Origin of the sequence: Cyanobium sp. ATX 6E8 (genome assembly GCF_024346335.1) — a bacterium.
In the GTDB taxonomy this organism is placed as follows: domain Bacteria; phylum Cyanobacteriota; class Cyanobacteriia; order PCC-6307; family Cyanobiaceae; genus Cyanobium_A.
Map to the genome: position 1 here is coordinate 270,785 of NZ_JAGQCT010000001.1, position 14,501 is coordinate 285,285.

Below are 14,501 nucleotides of genomic sequence, written 5' to 3' on the forward strand. Positions count from 1 at the left end.
GTTGGGCCGGTTTCTCCAGCCCTCGATCAGGGATGGTCGAAGGCGGGGGGGCGGTGGTGACGGCTTGCGCGGGCCCGGGGGCGGCCGGTGAGGTGCAGGGTGTAGCTCTCGATGGCAAAGCCCGTGTGGCGCTCGATCTGCTCGAGCAGCTCCCGGGGTAGTTCGACATCGAGGTCTTGAATGGCGCCCGATTCAACGCAAGTGAGGTGGCTATGGGGGTCGCTGCGGTAGCCATAGAGCCGCCCGCTGGCCCGATCCAGGCACTCGATCACTCCGGCCGATTGCAGCGCTTCGAGGTTTTGGTACACCGAGGTGTGGCCGATGTTGCGCCCCAGGTTGTTGAGCTTCTCGAAAATGTCCCGGGCGCTGAGATGGCTTTTTTCGGCCCAGAGCAGATCGAGCACCATGCGGCGCTGGCGGCTGAGCCGCATGCCCAAGTCCCGACAGCGTTGATACACCTCATCCACGTTGGTGGCGCAGCCCAGGTTGGTGCTGGGCGGAGCCACACCGGCGGGTTGGGTAGGGGAAAGGGCGTCGACGCTCACGCGACACACCTCGAGATGGTCGTTCAGTTATAGCTAACCCGCAACCGATCCGCTTACGGGATCAGGCCACCGTGCTGGCGATGGGGTCCTGGAGGCGGCCGTCGCCAATGGCTTGCAGGGCCTCGGCCAGATCGACGCGTCCGTCGTAAAGGGCGCGGCCCACGATCACGCCCTCCACCCCCAGGGGCGCCAGGGCCAGCAGGGAGAGCAGGTGCTCCAGGGTGCCGATGCCGCCGGAGGCGATCACCGGCACGCTGCTGGCCTCGGCCATGGCGCACAGGAAGTCGAGGTTGGGCCCGGTCAGGGTGCCATCGGTGGCGATGTCGGTGCAGATCAGGGCTGCCAACGGGCTAGTGCTGAAGCGGTGGGCCAGCGCGCTGGCGTCGGTGCCGCTCTCCTCAAGCCAGCCGCGGGTGGCCACTTTGCCGTTCTTGGCGTCGATGCCCACCACGATCCGGCCGGGGTGGCGGGCCGCCAGGGCCTCCACCAACTCAGGTTGCTCCAGCGCCACGGTGCCGAGGATCACCCGATCCAGTCCGTAGTCCAGGAGCTCCTCGGCCCGTTCGGCGCTGCGAACCCCGCCCCCGAGTTGCACCGGGATGTCCAGGGCGGCGGTGATCGCTTTCACCGCCACGTCATTCACGGGTTGGCCGGTTTTGGCACCGTCGAGATCGACCAGGTGCAGCCGCTGGGCCCCCTGGCTCTGCCAGCTCAGGGCCTGGGCGACGGGATCGTCGCTGAAGCGCGTCACCTGGTCGTAGTCACCCTGGTGCAGCCGCACGCAGTGCCCGTCGAGCAGATCGATGGCGGGAATGATCTGCATGGCGGGCGGTGGCGGCAACTGCTGCCAGCCAGGCTGCCAGAGCTGCCGATCGCCCAGCTCCCGCAGGGGCACCACCAGGCGAAATTGGCGCTCCAGCACCGCCTCGAGTTCTACGGCCCGCTCGCTGCCCTTGCCCCGCTCCCCCAGCAGGGCGAAGTGGCGGTAGCCGCGGGTTTGCGGCAGCACGGCGACTTGGGCGGTGTAGGCGGCACTGAGACGCATGGCGCCATCCTGGAGCCTGCGGTGCATCGGGTGTTGGGGTTGGCCTTGGCGTTTCTGCTCGAGCTGGTGCCTGCTCTGCTGCTCGGGATGCTGCTGGCGCGGCGTTGGCCCGATTTGGCCGGTGTGCTGGCACCGCCCCTGGTGCGCTGGGGGGTGCCCTTCAGCCTGATGGGACTGCTGCTGCGCAGCGGCCTGCACTGGGATGTGCTGGAGATGGGCGTGCTGGCGCTGGCCGCCGTTGGCAGCGGCCTGCTGGTGGTGCAGCGCTGGTGTTCCAGCCCCGCCGAGCGTTTGGGGGCGGTGGTGGGCAACACGGCCTATTTCGGCATCCCTGCAGCGCTGGCCCTGTTGCCCCCGCAGGCCCTGAGCTACGCGATCAGCTACGACCTGGCCGGCACCCTGTTCACCTGGACCATCGGTCCCTCGCTGATGGCCCAGCGCCGTCTGGCTCTGCAACCGCTCCTCACCGCTCTGGTGAGGAGCCCGGCCAGCCAGGGGCTGCTGGGGGCGGCCCTGCTGCAGCTGTCGCCCTGGGATGGGGTGCTGGCGGCCTGGTTGTGGTGGCCTGCTCGGGCGGTGGTGTGGCTGTCGCTGGTGGTGCTGGGGTTGCGCATCGCTCCGGTGTTGGGCCGCCCCCTGCCCTTTGGGGTGCTCGTCAGCATGGCGATCAAGCTGGTGCTGTTTCCCCTGGCGGTGCTGGTGATGGCTGTGCTGCTGCGGCTGCCGCCATTGCTGCTCGCTCCTCTGGTGCTGCAGGCGGCGGCGCCCACCGCCGTGGCGGTGCTGCTGCTGGCCGAATCCGTGGGGTCTGATGCTGGTGCCGATCGCGCAGTAGATACCCGGCGGCCGGCGGCCCTGGTGCTGTGGAGCACCTTGGCTGCGCTGCTGACGGTGCCGCTCTGGGCCTGGCTGCTGCAGCTTCTGGGTCTGAGTACGGGCTTAAGCACCGGCGCCGGCGCCTGAAGGATCCCCAGAGCGGAACGCAGCCCAGAATGACGCCGCGTTTCACGGCCCGCCGGCGGGCATCGGCATGGACATCCTGGTGATGGGCGGCACACGCTTCGTGGGCAAACCGCTGGTGGAGCGCCTGCAGGCTGCGGGGCATGCCCTCACCCTGTTCACCCGGGGCAACAAGCCAGCGCCGGCAGGGGTGGAGCACCTGATCGGCGACCGCACCACTCCCGAGGGTCTGCAGCGGCTCGCTGGTCGCCGCTTCGACGTGATCGTCGACAGCTCCGGCCGCACCCTCGACGACTCCCGCGCCGTGATCGAGCGCACCGGCTCCCCCAGCCACCGGTTTGTGTACGTGAGCTCAGCCGGCGTGTATGCCGACAGCGAGCTGTGGCCCCTGGATGAGGACAGCCCCACCGATCCGGCCAGCCGCCACGCCGGCAAGGCCGACACCGAGGCCTGGCTGCGCAGCGAGGGGATTCCCTTCACCAGCTTCCGGCCCACCTACATCGTGGGGCCTGGCAACTACAACCCGGTGGAGAGCTGGTTCTTTGACCGGATCGTGCACGGCCGGCCGGTGCCCCTGCCCAGTGATGGCAGCACCATCACCCAGCTGGGCCACGTGCGCGATCTGGCCTGCGCCATGGCCCGCTGCATTGAGGTGGAGGCCGCTGCCAACCGCATCTACAACTGCACGGGTCGCCAGGGCGTCACCTTCCGCGGCCTGGTGGAGGCGGCGGCGCGGGCGGCTGGCCAGGATCCGGCGACGGTGGAGATCCGCAGCTTCGATCCCGCAGGCCTGGACAAGAAAGCCCGCAAGGCCTTCCCCCTGCGGCTGGCCCACTTCCTCACCGACATCACCCGGGTGCGGCGCGAACTGGCCTGGGAGCCGGAGTTTGACCTCGAGGCCACCCTGGCTGACAGCTACACCAACGACTACGCCCAGCGGATGCCCACCAGCCCCGATTTCAGCGCTGATGCGGCGTTGCTGGGCGAAGGCTGAGGTCGGGGCACGGTTCCGGATAACGAATCGGCTCCACCCTGCCCATCCAGTCGATCGAGGAGCTGTGGAGGTCGTAATAGCCGGCCACCACGGCGAGCTGACCGGCCCGCAGGCGATCGGTCAGCAGCACGCTGGAGTGCACCAGATTTCCAGCGGCGCTCAAGGTGTGGCGCCGGCAGGATTCCTCCAGCGAGAGCTGATCGCCGTATTGCAACAGCTCCATGCGCAGTTGCCCCACCACCTGGGCCAGGCTCGGGGTCAGGAGCAGTTCAGGGTGAAGAGCCGCCGACACGGCGCCGCAGGCTTCGTGACCCAGCACGACAATTAAGGGCACGCCCAGATGCCCCACCGCATATTCCAGCGAGGCAATCGCCGCCGTGGTGCTCATCGTGCCGGCATTGCGTACAACAAAGAGATCACCGAACCCGGTGTCGAACAGCAGCTCCACCGGGACTCGCGAATCTGCACAGCCCAGAACCGCTGCCCGCGGATGTTGTCCCTCCACCACCGCCTGCATGCGTTGCCGCGTGCTGTGGGGGTGGAGGGAATGCCCCTCAAGAAACCGGCGGTGACCCTGCTGCAACCACGCCAGCACCGATTCGGGATTGATCCAGGTTTGAGGTTTAGCCAAGGCTCAGGCGTGACATGGACAACAGGTCATGGCCTGTGAAGAAAGGTATGCGTTTTTCCTGAAGGTAGCGATCGCTGCTTTGGCAGCCTCAGTTTGGCGATAGGTGATTTCCAGTGTGTGTGTTGATCCATGGCCAGTGAAAACGAGACCGAGAGGGCATCGGACACCAGTTCTGAGCAGGGTTCGGAGGCCGCTTCCAACGCTCTGGATATGCCGTCGCCGAAGTTGAAGCTGCTGTCTAAGAAAATGAAAAAAAAGAAAGGCAAGAAACAGGTTGAACGGGCTGAATCGACCAACAATAAAACTTTGTCAGCAGATGCCGCTGGAAACGGCAGCGATCGCTACCACCCGTCGCCGATCTTGGACGACTTTTCGAGCCACTCCGAGGGCCGACCTCCGAAACTGGACCGCAAAATTTACGAAAACGAGCTGGCCCGATTGCAGGTGGAGCTGGTGAAGATGCAGTACTGGATCAAGCACACCGGATACCGCCTGATCATCTTGTTTGAGGGGCGTGATGCCGCCGGCAAGGGCGGCACGATCAAACGCGTGACTGAGCCGCTGAATCCCCGTGGATGCAAGGTGGTGGCCCTGGGCACCCCTTCAGACCAGCAGAAGAGCCAGTGGTATTTCCAGCGCTATGTGGAACATTTCCCCGCTGCCGGCGAGATGGTGCTGTTTGATCGCTCCTGGTACAACCGCGCCGGGGTGGAGAAGGTGATGGGCTTCTGCAGCCCGGTGCAGGTGGAGGAATTCATGCAGTCCTGTCCGGAATTCGAACGCATGCTCGTGCGCAGTGGCATCACCTTGCTGAAGTATTGGTTTTCGGTGAGCGATGAGGAGCAGGAAGTGCGCTTTCGCTCAAGGCTCAAGGATCCGGCGCGCCGCTGGAAGCTCAGTCCGATGGATCTGGAATCTCGGGATCGCTGGGTGGAGTTTTCCCGTGCCAAGGACGACATGTTTGCCCGCTCCAACATTCCAGAGGCTCCCTGGTTCACGGTGGAGGCCGATGACAAGCGGCGGGCCCGGCTCAATTGCATCCGCCACATTCTCAGCAAGGTGCCCTACGTGGACATGACCCCCGAGGCGATCGACCTGCCACCGCGCAAGAGCGTGGGCGATTACCAACGCCCACCACTGAATGAACAGTTTTTCGTGCCCAATGTTTATGGCTGATCGGCCTTGCGCAGGTAGCCCCAGGCCGAGCTGAGCGCCAGCAGCAGCGACGGCCAGAACAGCCACCAACCCATCAGCTGGGCCCAGCCGGCGCCGCTCCAGGGCCAGAGCAGCAGCAGCAAACTCCCAAACTGCAGGATCGTTTTGGCTTTGCCGCCCCGGGAGGCGGGGCCGCCGCCTGTGGCTCCGCTGCGCCAGCCGGAAATCAGCAGCTCCCGGGCCAACAGCAGCCAGATCGCCCAAAGGGGCAGCAGGCCCTCGGCCCCGATCCAGAGCAGGGGGGCGGCAATCAGGATTTTGTCGGTGAGGGGATCGAGTCGGGCGCCCCAGGTTGAGCCGCCACCGGCGCGGCGGGCCAGCACGCCGTCGGCCCAGTCGCTCAGACCCCCCAGCAGCAGCAGCCACCAGCCCAGGGCCAGCTGGTTGCTCGCCAGAGCCAGGATCAGCGGCAGGCCCAGCAGGGCGCGGCCCACGGTGAGGCCATCGGCCAGGCGGCGCAGTTTCCGTGGCTCGATCCCTTGTGTCGTCATGGTGCTCGCCAGGCTCGGCCCCAGAATGGCTCCAGTCTTGCGTGCTGGCCCGTGGTGCAACAGCTGGTTTCCGCCGTGATGTCGGCCCCGGTGCTGAGCGTCACCGCCGGCAGCCCCCTCCAGGAAGCCGTTCAGCTGATGAGCGAGCACCACATCAGTGGCCTGCCGGTGGTGGATGGGGCGGGGGTGCTCGTGGGTGAACTCACCGAGCAGGACCTGATGGTGCGCGAGAGCGGTTTCCAGCCCGGGCCCTACGTGATGCTGCTCGATGCGGTGATCTACCTGCGCAACCCGCTCAGCTGGGACAAGGAGGTGCACCAGGTGCTCGGCAGCACCGTGGGCGAGGTGATGAATGCCAAGGTGCACACCTGCAGCGCCGACCTGCCCCTGCCGGCGGCGGCAAGCCTGCTGCATGAGCGCAGCACCCAACGCCTGTTTGTGCTCGATGGCGAGCGCCACCCCGTGGGTGTGCTCACCCGTGGCGATGTGGTGCGGGCGCTGGCGGCGGCGGGCTGATCAGGGTTGCGGTAGGGGCGGTGGTGGTGGAGCCCCGGGCAGCTGTCCTCCCACCACGACGGGTTCTGTTGCACGGCTTGTGGCACCAGCGGCTGAACCGCTTGGAGCGTCCTGCTGCTGGGGCTGGGACGGGCGCTGAGCTGCATCCAGGTTTGCAGTCCCCCTTTCATTCAAGGGATCGTCGCCATCCGTGATCACTGCGCCTTCCGGCAGCACCAGCGGCTGGGGCAGGTCGGCGGGCAGGCCAAGGGTTTCCAGCTCCACCCCGGTGATCGCCGGGCTGGCGCCCGCCTGCTCTTGGCGTTGCCGTAGGGCCAGGGGGTCGGCGCTGATCGGTGGCTCCCGCAGGGGCGCCTTGGCACGCGCCCGCAGGGGATCCTTGGGCCCCTGGGGCGCCCAGATCAGCTGGGCAATGGGCTCCACGCCCTGCTCCATCAGCCGGTTGAAGCCGGCCAGGGCCCGGTCCACCAGCTGGCCGCCCAGGGTTTGGCCGCATTGAAAGGGATTGCCGCAGCCCTCGGCCGCCGTGCGCCCCGCTAAGCCGGCCAGCAGCGATCCCTGTAGGGGTATGGCACGCCGGCTCAGCCGCAGCAGGTAGGGCACGTGCACAAAGCTGGTGGCGCCACCGCTGATCCAGTTGGCATCGGCCGCGCTGAAGCCCTTCTGGCCCGGAATGATGAAGCGGCTTTTGGAGGCGTGGTCGGGCAGGTAGGCCGCCCGCAGCCCGCGCTGACGTGCCAAGGAGCGGGTTTGCTCCAGGGTGAGGCCATCGCGGCTCATCAGCGCCTCCAACCGGCCGTCGGGGCGCAGGCCGATCACCATGCGGATCCGGGGCAGGAAGTAGCGGATCTGCTGCCCCATCGAGATGCTGTACGCGCCTTTGTAGGCCGCGGGGGGCTGCTCCAGGTCGTTGTAAACGCTGTGCAACCCGCCGATGAAGCTGTCGAAGCGTTGGGCGCGCTCGCTCGTGAGTTCGCCGTAGCCGAACTCCACGCCGCCATCGCGGCGGATTCCCACAAAGGCCCGTTGGCGGGCGGCGGTGCGGTTGCGGCCGCGCCAGATCCGATCGCCCAGCTTGATGTCGCCCAGGGGCACCGTGATCTCCCGCCCCCTCTCATCGACATGGCGCTCGTACATCGGCCCGGAGATGAAGGCCAGGGCCTGGCGGTCGGCGAAGGCCTCCTGCTCCCGGTCCCAGCCTTCAAACAGTTGGAGTCGCACCTCTCGGGGGTCGAAATCGAGGGCGTAGACGCTGTCGTCGGGCTGATAGCGGAAGGGCACCCCGTCGGCGCTGGTGAGCAGGGGTGCTCCGGCCCTGGGGCCCGTCAGGGGTGGTGCGATCGCCACCAGAAAGCTGAGAAATCCCGCCGGCACGGCCACCACCAGCGACCGCTTGCGTTGCCACAGCGGTCGTCTCACCGCGGTGCGTTCAGGCAGAGGGGTCAGGCGGTTGGGGTGTTGCTGGGGGCTGCTTGCGTCCACTCCACAACGGCGCCATCCGCCACCAGCCAGATCCGTTCCCCTGGGGAGCAGGGATGGCCTCCGGTCAGGCGGCCGTAGGCGGGTAGGGCTAGGCGCTCACTGGTTTTGCAGTAGCTGAAGCAAGGCAGCCGCAGCCGATCGGCACCCCGGCCCACCACTGCCACTGGATGCAGGTGACCGCAGAGGTTGAGCAGGCCCGCCCGCGGCTCTGGAATGTGGCTCAGCCACCAGGGGCCTAGGGCTTGGGATGGCTCCTGCGGCAGCCCCTCGATCCAGCTGCCCTGTTCGTGGTTGCCGCCGATTAGGCGCAGCTGGCAGCCCAGCAGCTCCGGTAGGGCAGCCAGCTTGGCGCGAAGTTCGCCGGTGAGCCCCAGGCGGCTGTGGATCAGGTCTCCCAGCACCACCACCTGCTGGGGCTCCAGCTGATGGGCCAACTCCAGCAGACCATTGAGGGTCTCGCCGTCGCCATCACTGGGCAGGGGAATGCCGTGGGCCTGGAAGGTTTCCGCCTTGCCCAGATGCAAATCGGCCACTAATAAGGTCCGGCGCTGGGGGTCCCACGCCGCCTTGGCTCCAAGCAGCTGCAGCGGCTGGTCCCGCCATTCAAAGATGACGCTTGCTGCAGCAGAGCTTCGTTGCGAGTTCAAGCCCTACCCATGCCGCGTTGGTAGGCCGGCCTGTCCTGGGTGGCTGCGATCGTGGCTTGCACGTTGGGGTAGGGCGTTAGATCGATCTGGGGGAAGAAGATCGGCAGATAGGCCAGGTAGGCATTTACGGCGCAGTCGGCAACGCTCCAGGCTGGATCGCCCCAGGGCCCTGCCAGTAGGGAGAGGCCGCCTGCCAGCAGCCCATCAAGCACCCCCAGCAACTGGGGGAATTCCCGCTCCCGGTTGGTAGGCACAAACAACGCCACTGCCAGGGTGGCATTGGCAAACAGGATCCATTGGTTTGCCAGGGCTCGCTGGGCCGCCACCTCAGCTGACGTGCCAGTGAATTCGTGGGCGTGGTGATCGGCTAGATGCAGGAGGATGGCGCCGCTTTCAAACAGCTGCAGCGGTTTGCCGCCTGGTGCGCGCAGGGTTTCATCCACCAGGGCTGGCACCTTGGCGAAGGGGTTGATGGCATAAAAGTTGTCTCCCTTGTGTTCGCCTGCCTCCATGTCGAGCTGAATCCAGTCGTAGGCAATCCCCTTCTCCTCCAGATACCAGCGGGGCATGGAGGCGCGGCTGCGGGCGCCGCCGTTAAGCTTAAGGGTCATGGCGAAGGTAGCTGCACAGGGCATAGCAGGGTCCAGCCTATGGAGGGGCTGATGTGAATCCCTTGCCCCCGAGGTTGTTGCCGGGAATTGGTGAAGGTGTTGGACACGGCGCCGGATTCGAGCCCTGCCGGCGCAGGGTCCTGCGGCTGTCGGTTGCTGGGTGTTTGCCCTCTGTGTGGGAGTATCTTCTGGGCTTGCAAAGGCGGGAATTGCAGTCCGCTCATATTTAGCTGTAAATGACGATCGCCCTGTTGGTTGCCCTGGCCGGTTCGCTTGGTTTGATGGCTTTCATCGTTAAGCGTCTCGAGAACTCCTAAGCCACCTCCCCCAGCCATAACTCTGATCAACAGCGTGCTTGAGCTGGAGTTGCGCTGCCGCACCAGCCAGCTCACTTCGATCACGGAGCCAGGAGCATGTTGCGCGTAGATCCGCCTTCAGCTCTTCACAGCCCTCATTCAGATCCAGCTGAGCATTCGGCTCATGTCATGCGCCACTGCAATCAGATCAGCCCTGTTCGATCGGAAAGCCCTACAGCGCAACAGGTTGAGAGCTTTGCTCCGCAAGAGTTTCAGGACCTGGACACCATTGCGATGGGTCTAGCGGTGAGATTCCTCACCTAGCTGGGTGTCGAGGCAAGTGCAACTGGTTTTCGAACGCCCAGGGCTGCCGCGCCAGCCTGAGCAACGCTTTTGGGCTCGAGCTCAGGCTGGTGATTTAGACGCAGTCGGCCGTAGGCCATACAAATGCACGCGGTGAAACGGCTCGCCGTCACGCCGCCGACAAATTTTTGCGGGGGGCTGATGCGCATCTGGAGGGTGGTGCAATTTGTCGTCAGTCGCGTCCTCACGTCAAGCTTAGTTGAGCAACTAATTATTAATTATAGTAGTCTATCTCTGACAATCTTGTATTGCCTTTGTCGATGTGTAGCTGGATGCGGGCCATGTAGCGCCGAGCAACAAATGAGTTCTCCATCTCGAACATCCAAAACGATTGCAGGTGTTCGCATTGACTCCTAAACACATCACTCTCGTCAAAGTGAAAACCGTGAAGCCGGGCTAGCTCAATCAACTTGTGGATGTCGATGTCGAGAGGCAAATGTGCCTCCCCCCATTGGTCCACGCCAAATTGGGCAAGTTGTGCGGCAAGTGCTGGATCCTTTTTTTTGTGTTCAATGAACCGCTTGAGTTCACTCGCGCCATTCATGCAAGGGTCTCCATCGGCACATAGCCGCCGATCCATTCCACGGCAAAATTGCTGAGATCCAGATCTGACGGGAGGCCTCGGATGTACTGGTACACAGGTCCATTGGTACCGATAATGCTCGGAACCAGCGTTGCGTTGTCCGTGATTGTCACGGCCCCGTTCACGATCTCCTGATCAATGGAAACAACGTTGTAGGTCTGGCCTGCGCGTGTATTGAAAGCAACTTCTAGATCCTGTGTGCCATTTCCAGCGGGAATCAGGCGTACGATCGGATCCCCCTTGCTGTAGGCGGATGCCTGCGATGACCCTCCACGATAGCGGTACAAAGTGGGGGCTTTGGATGGTTGAGGCAAAAGAGGTTGAAGCTTGTCATCGATAAGCTGGTCGAGTAGTTTTGACATTTCGATATATGCTTTCCTCTGTTTCTTCGTTGCTATGGGCTTTTCGCCTTGCAAGACGCGGAGCGCTTCTGCTTTGGGGTCAAGATTGCGGAGTTCGAGTGGCGCTGCCTTGAACGGGTTGAGCTGACCTGTAATTGGGTCTACATTAGGGTAGTAGTCACCCCCTTTTGGTCGGAGGTCATACAGTTCTTCCTGCCAATTCTCGGGTGTATAGCTTTTGTCTCCTGAGTAATAGCGTGCGTATTTGAAGTCTTTCGTGCGCACCGCCTGCAGGCGGTTGGGTCCTGGAAGCAATCCATGATCCCATGAGCCCTCAGGAATCGATCCGCGAGGGTCCTGTCCGGCATAGATGTCGTCCCACGTGTAGAGAATCGACGACTGGACGTCGAGCTTCTCATGATCTAGTGAGGAATTCCTTGAGGCACGCTTGATGATTGGTGAGTAATCAACGCCCCTGAGGTCATAATTGGTAATGCTGTCTTCTGTGGCTCCGTAGAGATTGGCGACCGTGGGTAGGAAATCGATCAGCGAAACAAGTGCTTCTGATTTCTGTCCCCCTTTAAAATAGCGCGGGTTGGACCAGATCATTGGTACCCGGATCGACTCCTCATAGGCATTGAACATCTTCTGCACCATTCCGCCATGAGACATCCCCATCTCCCCGTGGTCTGCGGTGCTCACGAACAAAGTATTGTTGACCTCGCCTTGCTTTGCAAGCGTGGTGATCAGCTCGCCCATTTGGGCATCGGCAATCTTCATTAGATTGCCGTAAAAGTTGAGATAGTTTAGTTTTAACTCATCGGTTGGCAGTGGTTGCCCTCCAGCTTGAACGCGCAACCACTCCCTTTGAATCTGCGGTTTGTAGTTGCCTGAAAAGTCGTACCCATCAGAGGTGATCGAACCTGTGATGGGTTCATCCACGGTTGGCGGGAGAATGTTGATGTCACCTTCGATCATGTCCGCGGTATAGCCAAAATAGGTGTCTGGATCTCCTTCGCCCCAGGTACGTGGGTAAGCAAGCACGTCGTGTGGGTTTACAAGAGAAACCACCATCGCAAAGGGCTTTTTGTTGCCAGAGTCCAGGCGGTCGTTCAACCAGGTTGTCGCTTCGCTGATGAAACGCGTGTCGTTATCGGCATAACCGCCTCCAGCGTTTTTGGGGTCCATGTCTTGACCAGCATCAGGGCCTTGCCAGTCTTGGAAGTCGTACTCGGTCATGTCTTGGAAGACGACTTCGCCATCCACTGTGGTAATTGTCTTGCTGAGATGCGTCTTACCGAAGAACGACACGTCGTATCCGAGGTCGCCCAGAACTGTGCCGAGTGTTGGCAGGTCTGGATTCAGCTGCACTTGAGAATCCAGAATTGGATTTCCTATATCGCTTAGTAGCAAGTCAAGTTCATGTTGTGCTGGATATTTGCCCGTGAAAAACGTCGCCCTTGCAGACGAGCACATAGCCGTATTGGTGAAGGAGTTCTCAAAGGAGAGACCGTTGTCAAGAAGCCACTGCCGTGTGGGTAGGTTTTCTTTTGCCCAATCGCGAGGTAGCCATAGATCTTCAGGCTTGACCTGGTCCCGGATGAAAATTACTAGGTTTTGCGGTTGCTCTGCGGAATTCTCAGCCTGGCTGATGGCACGACTTACTTTGCCAACTTTTTTTGCGCTATTGAGGCTCCGAATTCCAATTTGCTTGGATACGCTAGTATAGTCCTTGGTAAGTAGTAGCTCCTGGTCTGATAGCTTGTTAGGATTACTCCTCAGCAGCTTAAATACTGATTTGTCAAATTCTGATGTCGCGTTACGTCCTCCTCCGCTTGCTTTGGCAATGTTGCCAATTTCCTGCATCTTAGACATATAAAGTGTGTATACAAATACTATTTACCACAATTGTCCGCGTTGCAAACCAAGACTTGTTGGTTTGTAATATTCTAATTGCGCATAGGTAGCGTGTCTCTGTCTCTGGTCCACTTCTGCAGATAGAACGGGTCTATAGCGATCGTGTAGCTGGTTACTGCCGTCGAGGTAAATCCCTTCAGCTGTGTCGCGGATGTGGGTGATTTCACGAGCCCCGCAGCTTTTTGGTGCTGTTGGGTTGAGCTCCTGATGCAGCAGGTTCTCGGCAACACCACTGGACCCCCTGGCTGGGCCCTAGCAAGGCCTGAACCCCCTTCTGTTTTTGTCTTGAGCGCTGAACAGCGATGAACTGGACGTTGCGGTGACGGTCATATTTGAGGTCATCGACCCTTCGCTCTTAAGAGTTCGCTGAAAAACCCGCCCACCTCTGCGAAAATAGGCCAACTGCCCACCTGAGATGCGAGGCCACCGGGAGCGCAGCGGCTCCCTGTTCTCCTACGTGTCGATCGAGGAGCGGATTCCGGCCAGCCAACCGCTGCGGCGGATCCGCAAACTGGCCGATCAGGCCCTCGATCGCCTCAATCCTACCTTCTGTGAGCTGTACGCCTCAGAGGGGCGGCCCTCGGTGCCGCCCGAGCAGCTGCTGCTGGCCTCGTTGCTGCAGGCGTTCTACGGCATCCGCTCCGAGCGGCTGTTGCTCGAGCAGCTGCACTACAACCTGCTGTTCCGCTGGTTTGTGGGTCTGAGCCCGGATGATCCGATCTGGTACCCCACCACGTTTACAAAGAACAGAGAGCGCCTCCTCAACGACGACGTCATGGGGCGCTTCCTCGAGAAGCTGATGGGCGCCCCGGAGGTCAAGCCTCTGCTCAGCGACGAGCACTTCTCCGTGGATGGAACTCTGCTGCAGGCCTGGGCGTCGCATGCCTCGCTGGAGCGGATCGACGGAGAGGATGATCCACCGCCACCGCCATCAGGGCCTGGCGAGGGTTTTGGAGCACCAAAGCCCGGAAAGAAGCGTGCGAAAGGGGATTTCCGCGGCATCAAGCTCAGCAACAAGACCCATTGTTCCAGCGTCGATCCGGATGCGCTGCTGGCCCGCAAATCCAATGCCCATCCAGCACTCCCCAGCTACCGGGGGCACGTGCTCATGGACAACCGCCATGCCCTGATCGTCGATTGCAGGGTGACGCAAGCAGTGGGCGCCGGAGAGCGGGATGCCGCCAAGGTGATGGCGGCTGATCGTCCCGGTGCCCACCAGAAAACCTTGGGTGCCGACAAGAACTACGACACCAGGGGAATGGTCGCCGAACTCCGGCGGATTGGCGTGACACCGCACGTGGCGCAGAACACCAGCCGCCCTGGTGGTTCCGCCATCGATGGCCGCACCACCTGCCACGAGGGTTACGCCAAGTCGATCCACGCCCGCCGCGGCATCGAGAAGGTGTTTGGCTGGATCAAGCAGTGGGGCGGTCTGCGCCAGTTCAAGCTGCGCGGCACCGAAAAGGTGAGCGCAGTGTTTGGCCTGCATGTGATCGCCTACAACCTGATCCGCTTGGGCAACCTGCTCAACCCGGCAATGGCGGCGGCATGAGCACGTGGTTACCCAGAGGTGTGGCCAGGTGACAGCGATCAAGGAGCCCAAACGGGGCAAAACGGCTGAAATCGGGCGTTCTGAACCGTTGATCCACTGAAAGCCAGCTCGATCAGAACTTGATCACCTCTCAGGAGGGGAGAGCGAGGCCGTTCAGCCCGTTTTTCCGCAAACTCTTAACGGATGCATGGGCCGTTGTAGAAGCCGCGGTGCGGTTCAAACATCATCTACGCTCGGGGAGGCGTTTGGAATCGAGTGCCAGAATTCCATCCACTTAAGTCCTTCTCTCTGACTGGTGATGAGGGCGAGCTT

13 protein-coding genes and 1 pseudogene are annotated in these 14,501 nt (G+C 62.5%); 5 read left to right on the top strand and 9 right to left on the bottom strand.

Annotated elements, in window-relative coordinates; all coding sequences use genetic code 11:
- Positions 1-26 precede the first annotated feature (26 nt).
- The 3 genes and pseudogenes from KBY70_RS01455 to KBY70_RS01465 form a co-directional block, all read right to left on the bottom strand.
- The gene (locus KBY70_RS01455; protein ID WP_254987196.1) at positions 27-431 is read right to left on the bottom strand and encodes a transcriptional repressor; all 405 of its coding nucleotides are present in this window, start codon (positions 429-431) and stop codon (positions 27-29) included.
- Between the two features lie 175 nt (positions 432-606).
- Complete coding sequence (gene hisA, locus KBY70_RS01460; protein ID WP_254987197.1) at positions 607-1,368, bottom strand: 1-(5-phosphoribosyl)-5-[(5-phosphoribosylamino)methylideneamino]imidazole-4-carboxamide isomerase; 762 nt, start codon at positions 1,366-1,368, stop codon at positions 607-609.
- Between the two features lie 33 nt (positions 1,369-1,401).
- A pseudogene (locus KBY70_RS01465) lies at positions 1,402-1,617 on the bottom strand (TIGR02450 family Trp-rich protein); the annotation flags it as partial.
- Here KBY70_RS01465 and KBY70_RS01470 point away from each other — a divergent pair.
- Together KBY70_RS01470 and KBY70_RS01475 are read left to right on the top strand one after the other, a co-directional pair.
- Positions 1,561-2,553 (top strand): AEC family transporter, encoded by a 993-nt coding sequence (locus KBY70_RS01470; RefSeq protein WP_254987112.1) that lies wholly within the window; start codon positions 1,561-1,563, stop codon positions 2,551-2,553. The pseudogene KBY70_RS01465 and the gene KBY70_RS01470 sit on opposite strands and share 57 nt — an antisense overlap.
- A gap of 67 nt (positions 2,554-2,620) precedes the next feature.
- Complete coding sequence (locus tag KBY70_RS01475; protein WP_254987113.1) at positions 2,621-3,544, top strand: NAD-dependent epimerase/dehydratase family protein; 924 nt, start codon at positions 2,621-2,623, stop codon at positions 3,542-3,544.
- Here KBY70_RS01475 and KBY70_RS01480 read toward each other — a convergent pair.
- Positions 3,510-4,175: a carbonic anhydrase gene (locus KBY70_RS01480; RefSeq protein WP_254987114.1), complete on the bottom strand. Its 666-nt coding sequence runs from the start codon at positions 4,173-4,175 to the stop codon at positions 3,510-3,512. The two genes, KBY70_RS01475 and KBY70_RS01480, sit on opposite strands and share 35 nt — an antisense overlap.
- Positions 4,176-4,409: 234 nt before the next feature.
- Here KBY70_RS01480 and ppk2 point away from each other — a divergent pair, with 234 nt between their 5' ends.
- On the top strand, positions 4,410-5,351 hold the full coding sequence (gene ppk2 / locus KBY70_RS01485) for a polyphosphate kinase 2 (RefSeq protein WP_409996006.1): 942 nt from the start codon (positions 4,410-4,412) through the stop codon (positions 5,349-5,351).
- On the opposite strand, the gene KBY70_RS01490 is transcribed toward ppk2, so the two are convergent.
- Positions 5,342-5,881, bottom strand: a complete 540-nt coding sequence (locus KBY70_RS01490; RefSeq protein ID WP_254987115.1) for a CDP-alcohol phosphatidyltransferase family protein — start codon at positions 5,879-5,881, stop codon at positions 5,342-5,344. The genes ppk2 and KBY70_RS01490 overlap by 10 nt on opposite strands.
- Before the next feature lie 78 nt (positions 5,882-5,959).
- Between KBY70_RS01490 and KBY70_RS01495 the strand changes: the two genes are divergently transcribed.
- Positions 5,960-6,397, top strand: coding sequence for a CBS domain-containing protein (locus KBY70_RS01495; RefSeq protein ID WP_254987116.1), 438 nt, complete (start codon positions 5,960-5,962; stop codon positions 6,395-6,397).
- Here KBY70_RS01495 and KBY70_RS01500 read toward each other — a convergent pair whose 3' ends face one another.
- The 4 genes from KBY70_RS01500 to KBY70_RS01515 all read right to left on the bottom strand — a co-directional run bounded on the left by KBY70_RS01500 (position 6,398) and on the right by KBY70_RS01515 (position 12,595).
- Complete coding sequence (locus tag KBY70_RS01500; protein ID WP_254987117.1) at positions 6,398-7,816, bottom strand: hypothetical protein; 1,419 nt, start codon at positions 7,814-7,816, stop codon at positions 6,398-6,400.
- A gap of 23 nt (positions 7,817-7,839) precedes the next feature.
- Positions 7,840-8,526: a ligase-associated DNA damage response endonuclease PdeM gene (gene pdeM, locus KBY70_RS01505; protein ID WP_094559247.1), complete on the bottom strand. Its 687-nt coding sequence runs from the start codon at positions 8,524-8,526 to the stop codon at positions 7,840-7,842.
- Positions 8,523-9,137, bottom strand: a complete 615-nt coding sequence (locus KBY70_RS01510) for a glutathione S-transferase family protein (RefSeq protein WP_254987118.1) — start codon at positions 9,135-9,137, stop codon at positions 8,523-8,525. Before KBY70_RS01510 ends, pdeM begins: the two co-directional genes overlap by 4 nt.
- A 1,199-nt stretch (positions 9,138-10,336) precedes the next feature.
- The gene (locus KBY70_RS01515) at positions 10,337-12,595 is read right to left on the bottom strand and encodes a sulfatase-like hydrolase/transferase (protein WP_254987121.1); all 2,259 of its coding nucleotides are present in this window, start codon (positions 12,593-12,595) and stop codon (positions 10,337-10,339) included.
- Positions 12,596-13,052: 457 nt separating this feature from the next.
- Here KBY70_RS01515 and KBY70_RS01520 point away from each other — a divergent pair, with 457 nt between their 5' ends.
- Positions 13,053-14,189, top strand: a complete 1,137-nt coding sequence (locus KBY70_RS01520) for an IS5 family transposase (RefSeq protein ID WP_254987122.1) — start codon at positions 13,053-13,055, stop codon at positions 14,187-14,189.
- Positions 14,190-14,501: the final 312 nt, after the last annotated feature.

Excerpts from the sequence above, each read along its gene's own strand:
- KBY70_RS01455 (WP_254987196.1), bottom strand. The coding sequence starts at position 431 with ATGCGGCTCAGCCGCCAGCGCCGCATGGTGCTCGATCTGCTCTGGGCC.
- hisA (WP_254987197.1), bottom strand. The coding sequence starts at position 1,368 with ATGCAGATCATTCCCGCCATCGATCTGCTCGACGGGCACTGCGTGCGG.
- KBY70_RS01475 (WP_254987113.1), top strand. The coding sequence starts at position 2,621 with ATGGACATCCTGGTGATGGGCGGCACACGCTTCGTGGGCAAACCGCTG.
- KBY70_RS01490 (WP_254987115.1), bottom strand. The coding sequence starts at position 5,881 with ATGACGACACAAGGGATCGAGCCACGGAAACTGCGCCGCCTGGCCGAT.
- KBY70_RS01495 (WP_254987116.1), top strand. The coding sequence starts at position 5,960 with ATGTCGGCCCCGGTGCTGAGCGTCACCGCCGGCAGCCCCCTCCAGGAA.
- KBY70_RS01510 (WP_254987118.1), bottom strand. The coding sequence starts at position 9,137 with ATGACCCTTAAGCTTAACGGCGGCGCCCGCAGCCGCGCCTCCATGCCC.
- KBY70_RS01515 (WP_254987121.1), bottom strand. The coding sequence starts at position 12,595 with ATGTCTAAGATGCAGGAAATTGGCAACATTGCCAAAGCAAGCGGAGGA.
- KBY70_RS01520 (WP_254987122.1), top strand. The coding sequence starts at position 13,053 with ATGCGAGGCCACCGGGAGCGCAGCGGCTCCCTGTTCTCCTACGTGTCG.